Origin of the sequence: Gracilibacillus salinarum (assembly GCF_022919575.1) — a bacterium.
Classification (GTDB): domain Bacteria; phylum Bacillota; class Bacilli; order Bacillales; family Amphibacillaceae; genus Gracilibacillus; species Gracilibacillus salinarum.
The window spans coordinates 332,043-344,198 of record NZ_CP095071.1 but is presented as its reverse complement, the minus strand read 5'-3'; the positions used below and the strand labels follow the sequence as shown (position 1 = coordinate 344,198).

Genomic DNA, 12,156 nt, shown 5'->3' with positions numbered 1-12,156 from the left:
AACCGCAGCCGATAAACGACTGCGGTTTTTTTATTATTCCTCTAGCAAGCTATCTTGCAGTTCTTTATTCTCATCCGCTTCCTCATTTGCATCGCCGATATCGTAATGTACACGAATCGCCTGATAGATTTCGTTTAATACTTCAGGACGTTCTTTCAGGAATTGCTTCGCATTTTCCCGTCCTTGACCAAGTCTTTCATCATTATACGAATACCAAGCACCACTTTTGACGACAATGTCCAAGTCCGAACCAATATCTAATATCTCACCTGGACGTGAAATACCTTCGCCATACATGATATCTACTTCTGCTTGTTTGAAAGGTGGTGCCACTTTATTTTTGACAACTTTAATTCTTGTTCTGTTTCCGACCATTTCATTACCTACTTTTAGGGTTTCGGCACGTCTAACTTCCAGACGAACAGACGAATAGAATTTAAGAGCTCTACCACCTGGCGTTGTTTCAGGGTTACCGAACATTACACCGACTTTTTCACGAATTTGGTTAATGAAAATCGCAGTGGTTTTGGATTTATTAATAGCACCAGACAATTTACGTAATGCCTGAGACATTAAACGGGCTTGAAGTCCGACGTGCGCATCACCCATTTCCCCTTCAATTTCTGCTTTAGGTACTAACGCTGCTACCGAGTCAATAACAAGCATATCAACCGCACCACTTCGAACAAGTGCTTCAGCAATTTCCAAAGCCTGTTCTCCCGTATCCGGCTGAGATAGTAGTAGTTCATCAACATTAACGCCTAGTCTTCTTGCATAAACCGGATCAAGCGCATGTTCTGCATCGATAAAAGCAGCCTGTCCACCTGCACGTTGCGCTTCGGCAATGGCATGTAAAGAAACCGTTGTTTTACCAGAAGATTCCGGACCATATATTTCAACAATTCGGCCCCGCGGGTAACCGCCAACTCCTAAAGCAACATCGACAGCAATTGAACCACTAGAAGAGGTTGCAATCTTTTGTTCCGCTTGCTCACCAAGCTTCATAATTGAACCTTTACCGAACTGTTTTTCAATTTGTTTTAACGCCATATCCAAGGCCTGTTTTCTATCACTCACAATTATTCCTCCTTCATATTGCTAACTCTATCTTACAATCTTTTATCGTTTTTCACAAGTAAAAAACGAATAAATGTTCCCGTTTTTTTCAAAATTAATTGACCGAAATTCTGATTTTTGACGGAGAAAAAGCATTCTTCCACTTATAATTGATAGGAAAAATGCTTTTTCTTAGCTACAAAAAAGTTTGTTTCATGTTTGCAGATGGTAAAAGAGCAGTTCATATCCTTTTTTTACAGCACGACTTCGTATCGTTTGCCGGTTTCCTTTAAATTGAAAACGTTCTGTAAGAAATTGATTGTTCTTATCACAAATCGATATATAAACAGTTCCGACCGGCTGGCCCTCTAATTCATCAGGACCAGCTACTCCAGTAAAGCTAATCCCTATATCCGATTGATAGAGAAATTTGACCTTCTCAGCCATCGCTTCCGCACACTGTCTACTCACAGTACCATGTACTGCTAACAAGTTATGGTCAATGTTTAATGTTGCTTCTTTCGTTAATGATTGATAGACGACTGCAGCACCATTAAAAACAGCTGATGCACCACTCTCTTCAACAATACTGGAAGCAAACGCACCACCTGTCAGACTTTCTGCACTAGCAATATTCAAGTTCTGTTGTTTCAGCTGTAAAAATACTTGCTGGGCAATGTTAACTTCATCATATCCATACAAATATTGTCCCACTCTTTTGGAAATATGTGATTCCACTTCGTCAATCAATTGCTCAGCTTCAGCATTACTGCTTGCTCTTGCTGTAAGTCTTAAAGCTACTTCCCCTTCAGAAGCTAATGGAGCAATTGTCGGATTGGTTTGCGCTGAAATGAGATCACGCAGTTCATGTTCCAATTGTGACTCTCCTATACCGATAAAGCGAAGCATTCTTGAGAAGATTACCGTATTTAACTGTAGTTTATCTTGTAAGTAAGGTAATACTTCTTCTCCCATAATCGCCTTCATTTCTCTCGGCACACCAGGCATGAACACCCAATTAGTCCGCTCGTGTTCGACAATGATACCCGGGGCGATTCCGACCGAATTACGCAAAACCTTTGCCCCTTCAAAAACATGAGCCTGCTTACGATTATTCGGTGTCATCACCCGATTGTTTTTCGTGAAAAATGCTTCCATTTTGTCTATCGTGGACTGATCCTCGACAATTTCCAGCCCTGTGAGATTATGAAAGGCTTCTCTGGTCATATCATCCTCAGTCGGACCAAGTCCACCAGTGATTAAAATAAGATCTGATCGCTTCTCTGCTTCTTTAAGTACATTAGTCAGCCTGGATAAATTATCCCCGACAACCGTGTGATAATAGACGGAGATTCCTTTATCCGCCAGCTGTTCAGATAACCAGGCAGCATTCGTATTAACAATTTGCCCTAACAATAACTCTGTACCTACAGATATCAATTCTGCCTTTACTTCTGTCATTATTTCGAATCCCCCATCACATGCCAGTTTTTCACAAAATATTCCACGCCAGAAACAATAGTAAAGATTAGCGCAACGTACAATAAAATCATATCAATTGGCATGTCAACAGCAGAAAACGGGACATTATGCAGTAATAATACGATTATAGCTAATATCTGAAAGACTGTCTTTAATTTACCAAGCTGCCCTGCTGCTAATACTACACCCTCGCCAGCTGCGACTAATCGTAAACCGGTAACAGCGAATTCACGACTGATAATAATAATCACGATCCAGGCAGGTGCAATTCCCAGTTCTACTAAGAGAATAAATGCAGCAGAAACTAATAATTTATCCGCCATAGGATCAAGGAACTTCCCTAAGTTCGTTACGAGTTGATATTTCCTTGCATAATAACCATCTAACCAGTCGGTAGCTGAAGCAATGGCAAAAATGATAACTGCTACGAGGTGCGAAATCGGAATTGACTGATCTGCGACTTCCCAAATCCCCCATTCAAATGGATAAGATAATAGCAATATAAAAATAGGGATTAATAAAATTCGTGATAGTGTAATTTTGTTAGGTATATTCATTTTCTTCACTCCTTATGTGTAAAAGCAAACCCTCTTTATTAAGAGAAAAAGAGGGTTGATCATGTTGTTATTGTTTTTCAATCGTAAACCATGCTTCTTGCACACCAGCTTGAATATCTTCGGATAACGAAATCTGTTTGCCATTGATACTAATATTAATAGCTTCAGGTGCACCAAATCGCAAATAAAGCTCCTCGAAATCTGATATATCTACTTCCACAGGTCCAGCATCTTCAGTTAATGTACTAGTATAATAACTCTCACCACTTTGATCCTCAATCTCTAACCAGTTTCTATTATTTGAAGTGATTTCCAGAGTAAGCTCCTCTTCTGAAGTTGTGATCGTATAGTTACTTTCATTATTTTCATAATTGTCTAAAACAATATCAGTTGACGGCTCATCAGCTTCCGTTTCATCACCTTGATTGTCTTCCTGGCTTGTATCCTCTTCACTATTGCTTTGGTCTTGGTTTTCACCATTGTTCCCTTCGTTGCCTTCCTGAGTCGGAGGAAGCTCTACCTCTTCACCTGCATTATTATCATTATTATCTGCAGGAGTACTGTTATTATCATCCTCTCCCCCAAAAATGCCCTGTCTAAACAGCCATACCATCAGGACAATACCGATAATTAACAATACCACAATCACACTCGGCAAAAACGAAAAAACAGCTGGGGTTTTCACTGAAGTACTGTTCTTTTTACTGCTATTTACACGTGAAAGGACAACTTGTTCTTCTTGATCAAAAGGTAAATCACTTTTATATTCTTCCATTAACTCATCTGGATTTAATCCTAATATCGTTGCGTATTCTTTGATAAAGGCCCGTACATAAAAAGAACCAGGCATAACGTTAAACCGTTCCTGTTCAATTGCATCTAAATACCGTACTTGAATTTTCGTCATGGTTTGGACATCTTGTAATGTCATCTTCTGCCGTTCTCGTTCCTCTTTTAATCTTTCTCCAATACCCATATGTAACACCATCCATAAAATCATTTGTCAAAATTAAGCTAAGTAAGTTTCTTTCGATTCTTCTACCATATATATGACGTATCGTATATTCCATTTGTTTCAAAATTAAAACAATATATTCTTATCATATCTTAAAATATTCCAATTGAAAAGTGATATTATATCGAAAAGGAAATTTAAATAAGGCACACTTATCCATTAAGTAAAAAACCCTATAAACCATTAACATAAATGATTTATAGGGCCAACCGCTAAATTATTTTGAACCTTCGTTTTGAACAAGCTTTACCATAATGTTAGCAATGGCATGCTGTTCTTTTTGATCCGCCGCATTCCATAGGTCACGCAGCATTTTTTCCTGATCGTTTTTCGCTTGCACTTCTGTTGATAAATAGCTCCCAATATCATAGGCAAGTTCTGAAATAGCAGCATTACTGATACCATTATTTTGTGCATCATGCAAACGATCACCTAGAAAGTCTTTCCATGAATCAAAATTATCAATAACAGACATGTTCATTCCTCCTTTATCAGCATACATGATTAGCATTCGATTTTAGCTCGAAAATTATGCACACGATTAGAGACAAAATGATAAAGAAGAAACTAACTAAATGCACCGTTCACACCTATTACTTCTCCTTGAATATAAGAAGATTGATCACTGCATAAGAAGCTGACTGCTCCGGCAACATCTTCCGGCAGACCAGCTCTCTGCAGCGGTATATCCTCGACAAGTTGTTGTTTTTCGGTGTCTGTTAAATGATGATTCATTCTTGTGTCAATAAAGCCAGGACTGACACCATTCACGTAAATTTGACTTGGTCCCAATTCTTTTGCCAAAGCTTTAATAAAGGTATTCTGTGCGCCTTTCACCGAAGAATAGGCCACTTCACAGCTGGCACCTTGTTGTCCCCAAATGGAGGTTATCAGTATAATGTTACCACACTTCCGTCGAATCATTTCTGGTATGATCGCACGCGTAATCTTCCAAGGTGAAGTAACATGGAGATGGAGCATAGCATCCATTTCCTCATCCTTCATATCCTGGAATAATCCGTAATAAGCTGCACCACTTGTCATGACCAGGTGAGTAATCTCATTTGGTATCTGTTCCAGAAAATTGCGTAAGCCGTCACCGCTTGATAAATCAGCCTGGATGACACCCTTTATACAGTCCTCTGGTAACTGCTGAGACAATTCTTCGATAGCTGCATTATTCTGGTTGTAATGAAGGAACAGCTGGTGACCCTCACTAGCTAGCTTCATTGCAATAGCTGCGCCTATTTCCCCGCTGGCACCCGTGATCATTGTTTGTTTCTCCATGGTCGAACTCTATTCGTTCGGTTTCACAAAGCAAGTGGAAAGTTGTGCGTCATCAATCCAATTTTTTGTGAATTCGACCGTTTCTTCATAGGTTAATTGTTCCAGCCATTCGACACTTTCAAAAAAGTCGATCCCTAACAATTGATAATGGGAGTATTGATTAGCAATAAATTCCAAAGAATTCATTGCCCGTAATAATTGACCGATCTTTTTCTTTTTAATCCGTTCAAAACCTTGCTGGTCAATGGGATTGCTTGACAACTGCAGCAATTCATCTTTTATGAACTCTGCCAATTTATCCGGGTTCTTCGAATTTCCACCGATGATGCTAAATCCAAAATTACGCTCCAAATGCGATTCACTGCTGAATGATTGGTCAATTAAACCTTCATTGTATAATCGCTCATATGCTGTTCCACTTCTAGAAAATAAATAATCCATCACGATATCCATCATCCACTCTTTTTTCATAAAGGCTTTAGGCTCTTTCGGAATAATGGCCTCTTTAATTCCGACTAGAGCTTTCGGAACGGCTACTGGCATATGAATCGTTTGTTCTTTCTCCGCAACCGCAACAGGCTCATCAGGAAATTTTCTCGTAATCGGGCTTGGCGCAGCAAACGTCTTTTGGTCCTGGTTGTTTTTAATCAAGGTCATGGTCTCTTCTGCATCCACATTACCCGCTACGAATAACACCATGTTACTCGGGTGATAAAATGTATGGTAACAAGTATACAAATCATCTTTTGTTATGTCTGCAATCGATTCAATTGTACCTGCGATGTCAATTTGAACAGGATGTTTATGATACAAGCTTTTGATTGTACCGAAGAAGGCACGCCAGTCTGGCTGGTCATCATACATATTAATTTCCTGTCCGATAATGCCTTTTTCCTTCTCAACCGACTGTTCAGAAAAATAAGGATCTTGAACAAAGTCAATTAATGTTGTTAAATTTTCCTTTATCTTTGAAGTAGCGGAAAATAAATAAGCCGTTTTCGTAAAAGAAGTAAATGCATTAGCCGATGCACCGAGCTTTGAAAAGTCTTGAAACACATCGCGGTCTTCTTTTTCAAATAATTTATGCTCCAGAAAGTGTGCGATTCCGTCAGGTACTGTTTGAATATCCTGTTGATTCAACGGTACGAAGCTTTGATCTATAGAGCCATAATCGGTCGTAAAGATTGCGAAAGTCTTTGCCATTTCCTTCTTTGGCAAGATAAAAACACGCAATCCATTCGGTAAAGTTTCTTGATAAATGGATTCGGCAATTTGCTGATACTGTTTATGCTTCATTTTGTTCTGCCTCCTTGCTTGTTAACAAGTAAATCATATCTAATTCAATCTTTTGTGCAACCTGCACTACTTGCTCTCTCGTCACAGCCTTCACGTCGTTCAATAATTGTTCCGGAGAGAGTTTAGATTGTGCTAATACACGTTGATAGTGCAGTTCAATCATCCCTTGAGGGTTATCAAGTGTTTCACGCAATTGATTGATAGTCATTTCTTTCGTTTCAGCCAGTTGATTGTCTGTAAAATCTCCTGCTCTCATGTCTTCCATTTGTTCGAGAATAATGTCTTTAGCCTTTTGATATTGATCCGGAGCAATTCCGCTAAACACAAACATCAAGCCCTTATGACTTTCTATTCTAGATGCTGCATAATAGGCCAGACTGTGCTTTTCCCGAACATTCATAAACAATTTAGAGCTCGGGAATCCGCCAAATAAACCATTGAATACATGTAAGGACGCATATGCCGGATCGCTGTAGGTAATACCAGTACGATAACCAAAATGTAATTTTGCCTGCTGAATATCATCCGATTCTACAAGTGTCTGATCATTTACCGTCGTCAAAACAGGACTATCTTCGATCTTGCATTGCTTTCGATCTGTAATCAATGAGGACATTCGATCTTCAATCTGTAAATCATTGATATCGCCGACAACAAATACATCCAAATGATCCTGGTTTAAAATGTCCTGATAGTATGCAAAAAGGTCTTCCGCAGTAATCTGATCCAGATCTTCTTCATAACCATGCACCCGCAGATGATACGCTTCCTCTTTGCACATTTCTTCGATCATTCGTGTGTTTGCATAACTCATTTTATCTTCTTTCAAAGCCTCGATTTTACTTAATAAGGTTTGTTTTTCTCTTGCAACGATGTTCGAGTCAAAAGCTTGTGCATCTGCCTTAGGGTGGTAGATGACTTCCTTAAGAAAAGCAATTGCTTCTTCAAGTAAATTCTCTGATCCAGCGATATATTGTTCATTTGGCAACTCTAAACGGATCGTAAGGATGTGGTGTTCTCCCTTTTTACTGCTGTCAATAGACAATACGGTGCCATACAACTCGTCTAAGTGCTGTCTCAGCTGGATAGCTGTAGGATAGCGACTTGTTCCTTGCTGGAGTACATAAGGTAACAGTGCTCTTTTGGTTACATGTTCTCTCGTTAATTTGGAAGTGAACTTTAGTGATACGTGAATAGTCTTGAACTTCTTTGTATGTAGTAAATGTAAATCATAACCATCTTTCGGGATAATCTTTTCGATTGTATCTGTCATAACTAAACCCCTTTGTCATTATAGTCTCTTGTATATTCTATCAAAAATACTAAGTATTATGCTAATTGACAAGCCTGTCGTGTTTAATATTTCGCGCAGACTCGGACAACGGACTAACCGTAAGAGATGAACCAGTTAACAAAGATACATAATCTATCTGCATGTTCAGCATGATTACTTCTATGATCGTACTTATAGATTAAGAAAAACTCGACATAACCGGCCCTGTCCTAATTCAACTTCCTATAATATGGATTATGTTAACTAGCCATTGCTAGCTGAGCATCCATATTGAGCTATTTAATGTGCTAGGATACCGCTTCAGCCAACCACTTCGCGTCCTGCGGGGCACGGCTGAAGCTAGGTTACTACTCGAGTTACTTCTTTGCTGCCTTGCATCGAGGAAGCCTACTTCGAAGCATTACTGGTAGACACAGGTGCAGACGTTGTGGATCTCCAGCACCTGCCAGTCCCGCGGGAGTCTACGTGGTTGGCCTACGCTTGGATGGGGGCTCTACAACTTTTGGAATTGCTAGCATATTGACCGCATTCATATATAACAGGAATTGAATGAATAACGCAATGCCTAGAACCACTGCTTTTAGCTGTTCCATACGTTGTAGCACTTCCCTTAAGCGTAGGAAATAGGCGGAGACTCCTCATGCCTCAGCGCGAGCTGAAGATCCACTTCATTTGTGCCTGTGTCTGCAAGCATTGCTTCGAAGTGGGCTTCCTCGGCACAAGGCAGCAAAGATGCTGTTCAAGTAGTAGCCTAGCTGAAACCGTGCCCACAGCACGCGGAGCTTATTTCTGGAGCTTTGCTGAGCAGATAAAATATTTGAAAAATGACCATTTAGTAATACAGTTCCATTTGACTTAATCCATATTATAAGATCCTCATCTTCTTATTCAATATTGATTACTTCTATGTCAGTACTTTTATACTTGTTAAAAAAACCGACCAAAATTGGCTCGGTTTTTTGTTATCCTTGTGCAGGCTACATTCTTTTTCGTAAAACATAAAAACTAAATACATCCGCTCTAAAGAAGTTAGCAGAATATAAAACAGGTTCATTATCCTTTGTGTAATGCATCTGTCTCAAAAGTAACAGCGCTTGATCTGGTTCGCAGTTTAGTATTGGTGAGATTCGTTCATGGTAACCAATAGGCTCAATATAAGCGATGGCATAATCAATTTCTTTCTTTGCACATGTCTTTAGTGCCTGAAAGATAGATTCCTCCCGCTGAATTTGTTCTAATGGTAAAATTTGATGGTCTATCCTGTCGATACAATAGACCACAGGCTCCCCGTCAGCCGTCCTGACTCGTTCCAGTTGAGCAAATTTTTCAATTTCTACAGGATCGAATCGTCGCTTATCCTCATCTGTCGGCTCGGTAAGCTCAGCAGATATATACTGTACACCAGGCTTTTTACCAGATTGTTTAATCATTTCTGTCACACTGCCCAGCTGTTCAATCCCGGAGGAAAGAATTGGCTGAGCATGAACAAACACACCGACTCCCGGCCGGCGAATAAGAATATTTTCTTCTTCTAATATCGCTACAGCCTTCTGTATTTCTTTTCTTGGTACACCTAAATCTTTTGCTAATTCATACTCTGTTGGTAATTTTTCTTTCTCTTTGTAGTAACCATCTTCAATCAGCTTCTTAATATGCTGTACGACAGTAATTGCTGAACCGGAATTTAAATTAGATATCATAGCGTCCCCCAACCCATTCTATATCCAATGTAATTTTGTATTACAAATAAATATAACACTTTTAATTCAAAATAGAAAGAATATTTCTGACTTTGATTAATTGGATGAAACTATTTTTTTATGTCGAATGGGTTGGCTGATCTTCTGCTGGCTGACTTTGTAAGACTGTTCTTGGTTTAGAACCTTCATACGGCCCAACGATTCCTCTGTCTTCCATGGCATCAATCAGGCGTGCTGCCCTGGTATATCCGATGCGGAAACGACGTTGCAGCATGGATACACTGGCGCTCTGCATTTCTAATACCAATTGAACAGCATCATCATAGACATCATCATCTACTTCTTGCATAACTTCTGTCTCTTCTTCAGGAATCATCTCGTCCTGATATTGCGCTTTTTGCTGTTCGACACAATGATCAACCACTCGTTCTACTTCATCATCTGACAGAAAGGCACCTTGGATACGGACCGGTTTGGATAAGCCAACCGGTATGAAGAGCATGTCTCCTCGTCCTAATAATTTCTCGGCACCACCCGAATCCAATATCGTTCGTGAATCCGTTTGGGAAGATACACTAAAAGCGATTCGAGATGGTATATTGGCTTTGATAACACCTGTAATGACATCTACCGATGGACGCTGGGTAGCAATGATTAAGTGAATACCAGCCGCACGTGCCATTTGCGCTAATCGGGTAATAGCATCCTCTACTTCGTTTGATGCAACCATCATCAAGTCAGCAAGCTCATCAACAATGACGACAATATACGGCAGTTGAGGCTGCTGCTCTTCCTGCTCAGCATTATATCGTTTAACATACTCATTATAACCTTCAATATTTCGGGTACCTGTTTCGGAAAATAAGTCATACCTTCTTTCCATTTCCGAAACAACTTTCTTTAATGCACGAGACGCTTTTTTAGGGTCTGTTACGACTGGCGTCAGCAAGTGTGGAATTCCGTTATAAACATTCAACTCCACTTTTTTCGGATCAATCATCATCATTTTTACTTCATGGGGCTTGGCCCTCATTAAAATACTAGTAATAATACCATTAATACAAACACTCTTACCACTTCCTGTTGCACCTGCAACGAGTATATGCGGCATTTTATTTAACTCAGCTATAACAGCATCACCGGCTATATCCTTTCCTAAGGCAAAGCCAAGTTTGTTCTGCACCTGATTTTTCTTCGATTCCAGTACTTCTCTCAACGTAACCATGGCAGTTTCTTCGTTTGGCACTTCAATACCTACAGCTGATTTGCCTGGAATTGGTGCTTCGATTCGAATATCTTTGGCAGCTAGAGCTAATGCTAAGTCATCGTGAAGGTTAACAATCTTACTTACTTTCACTCCTGCCTCCGGATAGACTTCATACTTTGTTACAGATGGTCCGACATGTACTTTTGTTACGCGTGCTTTAACTCCGAAACTTTGGAATGTTTTTTCTAGTTTGCGGACAACTCGTTGGATATAGGTTTTATCTTGTTGTTTTCCAAAGTTTTTCGGAAGCTCCAATATATTCATAGTCGGTAACTGATAATCCTGATTCTCAAATTCCGTTGTTGGTAAATCCTCCGATGTCGAGGATGTGCTCCACTGTTCTTCATGTGCATCTACATTCTGTTTGTTATTATTGTCTTGATCCGGTTCAGAATCTGGGACGCTAGGCGGTTCCGGTTCGATTACTTCCAGTTCATCTTGCGCATAGGCGATGGCTGGCATATCTTCTTCTGTGTGCTGTTGTTGTTCATCTTCTTTCGGAGATTCCTGATCTTTCTTTTCAAGTTTTTGCTGTTTCTGTTTACTTGACCAATCAGAAAGTCGTTCTTTGTTGTTTACCAAGCTGACTCGTAATCTTTGAAAACCCTTTGCAAAAACATCGCCCAAAGAGAGGTTAGAGAAAATAACGACACCGATAATCATGGAGAAAAACGCTAATATATATGCGCCAGCTTTAGCAAACAAGAAATAACTGATTGCAAATAAAACAGCAGCATACATTCCTCCACCTAAATATGCCTCACTTCTCTGTCCCTGCAAATATTCCGTGTAATACGTAAAGGACGTACCGATGATCGATGAATTATTCTCAGGGAATACTGTTGAAGTATGTGTCCAAAGTAACAGACCTGTCAGTATTAGAAATGTTCCCACCCATTTCCTCGTTTTAAGCTCGGGCCATATTCGTTTAATCATCACATATAAACCTAAAAATAAGAAAAACAGCGGTACTATAAAATACCAGGTTCCAAAGAAAAAACGAAAGGTGTTTTCTAATAAAGAGGAAACGGCCCCTTCATCAATCAGCGATGCACCACTGCCTAATATAGCTAGGAAAATAAATAAGAGACCGATCAACTCTTTTTTTATATTAGCTTTTAACGATTGCTTTTTTTTCCTTTTTTTTCGTTTAGCCATCTCATACACTCCCCAAATTTCAAACCTAACCAACAAGTGTCATT

Annotated in this window: 10 protein-coding genes; all 10 read right to left on the bottom strand. The window is 39.6% G+C overall.

All coding sequences use genetic code 11. The annotated features are described in order from the left end of the window. Nucleotides 1-33: 33 nt before the first annotated feature. Nucleotides 34-1,077, bottom strand: a complete 1,044-nt coding sequence (gene recA, locus MUN87_RS01665; RefSeq protein ID WP_305037430.1) for a recombinase RecA — start codon at nucleotides 1,075-1,077, stop codon at nucleotides 34-36. A 192-nt stretch (nucleotides 1,078-1,269) separates the two neighbouring features. Continuing rightward, on the bottom strand, nucleotides 1,270-2,517 hold the full coding sequence (locus MUN87_RS01660) for a competence/damage-inducible protein A (RefSeq protein ID WP_244745737.1): 1,248 nt from the start codon (nucleotides 2,515-2,517) through the stop codon (nucleotides 1,270-1,272). Continuing rightward, a complete protein-coding gene (pgsA, locus tag MUN87_RS01655) occupies nucleotides 2,517-3,095 on the bottom strand; it encodes a CDP-diacylglycerol--glycerol-3-phosphate 3-phosphatidyltransferase (protein WP_244745735.1) in 579 nt (192 codons plus the stop codon). The genes MUN87_RS01660 and pgsA overlap by 1 nt, the downstream gene beginning before the upstream one ends. A 67-nt stretch (nucleotides 3,096-3,162) precedes the next feature. Next, nucleotides 3,163-4,071, bottom strand: a complete 909-nt coding sequence (locus tag MUN87_RS01650) for a helix-turn-helix domain-containing protein (protein WP_244745733.1) — start codon at nucleotides 4,069-4,071, stop codon at nucleotides 3,163-3,165. 256 nt (nucleotides 4,072-4,327) lie between these two features. After that, the gene (locus MUN87_RS01645) at nucleotides 4,328-4,585 is read right to left on the bottom strand and encodes a DUF3243 domain-containing protein (RefSeq protein ID WP_244745732.1); all 258 of its coding nucleotides are present in this window, start codon (nucleotides 4,583-4,585) and stop codon (nucleotides 4,328-4,330) included. A 92-nt stretch (nucleotides 4,586-4,677) separates the two neighbouring features. Next, nucleotides 4,678-5,397 carry an elongation factor P 5-aminopentanone reductase gene (gene ymfI, locus MUN87_RS01640; protein ID WP_244745730.1) on the bottom strand — a complete coding sequence of 240 codons (720 nt, stop codon included), beginning with the start codon at nucleotides 5,395-5,397 and terminating at the stop codon, nucleotides 4,678-4,680. A gap of 9 nt (nucleotides 5,398-5,406) precedes the next feature. Then, on the bottom strand, nucleotides 5,407-6,693 hold the full coding sequence (gene yfmH / locus MUN87_RS01635) for an EF-P 5-aminopentanol modification-associated protein YfmH (RefSeq protein ID WP_244745728.1): 1,287 nt from the start codon (nucleotides 6,691-6,693) through the stop codon (nucleotides 5,407-5,409). Next, nucleotides 6,683-7,966, bottom strand: coding sequence for an EF-P 5-aminopentanol modification-associated protein YfmF (yfmF, locus tag MUN87_RS01630; RefSeq protein WP_244745727.1), 1,284 nt, complete (start codon nucleotides 7,964-7,966; stop codon nucleotides 6,683-6,685). The genes yfmH and yfmF overlap by 11 nt, the downstream gene beginning before the upstream one ends. A gap of 998 nt (nucleotides 7,967-8,964) precedes the next feature. Further along, nucleotides 8,965-9,687 (bottom strand): GntR family transcriptional regulator, encoded by a 723-nt coding sequence (locus MUN87_RS01625; protein ID WP_244745724.1) that lies wholly within the window; start codon nucleotides 9,685-9,687, stop codon nucleotides 8,965-8,967. 118 nt (nucleotides 9,688-9,805) lie between these two features. Continuing rightward, nucleotides 9,806-12,112, bottom strand: coding sequence for an FtsK/SpoIIIE family DNA translocase (locus MUN87_RS01620; RefSeq protein ID WP_244745723.1), 2,307 nt, complete (start codon nucleotides 12,110-12,112; stop codon nucleotides 9,806-9,808). Between the last annotated feature and the right edge of the window lie 44 nt (nucleotides 12,113-12,156).

What these genes read in the sequence shown, in the direction of transcription:
- MUN87_RS01660 (WP_244745737.1), bottom strand. Translation starts at nt 2,517, where the DNA reads ATGACAGAAGTAAAGGCAGAATTGATATCTGTAGGTACAGAGTTATTG.
- pgsA (WP_244745735.1), bottom strand. Translation starts at nt 3,095, where the DNA reads ATGAATATACCTAACAAAATTACACTATCACGAATTTTATTAATCCCT.
- MUN87_RS01650 (WP_244745733.1), bottom strand. Translation starts at nt 4,071, where the DNA reads ATGGGTATTGGAGAAAGATTAAAAGAGGAACGAGAACGGCAGAAGATG.
- MUN87_RS01645 (WP_244745732.1), bottom strand. Translation starts at nt 4,585, where the DNA reads ATGTCTGTTATTGATAATTTTGATTCATGGAAAGACTTTCTAGGTGAT.
- ymfI (WP_244745730.1), bottom strand. Translation starts at nt 5,397, where the DNA reads ATGGAGAAACAAACAATGATCACGGGTGCCAGCGGGGAAATAGGCGCA.
- yfmH (WP_244745728.1), bottom strand. Translation starts at nt 6,693, where the DNA reads ATGAAGCATAAACAGTATCAGCAAATTGCCGAATCCATTTATCAAGAA.
- yfmF (WP_244745727.1), bottom strand. Translation starts at nt 7,966, where the DNA reads ATGACAGATACAATCGAAAAGATTATCCCGAAAGATGGTTATGATTTA.
- MUN87_RS01625 (WP_244745724.1), bottom strand. Translation starts at nt 9,687, where the DNA reads ATGATATCTAATTTAAATTCCGGTTCAGCAATTACTGTCGTACAGCAT.
- MUN87_RS01620 (WP_244745723.1), bottom strand. Translation starts at nt 12,112, where the DNA reads ATGGCTAAACGAAAAAAAAGGAAAAAAAAGCAATCGTTAAAAGCTAAT.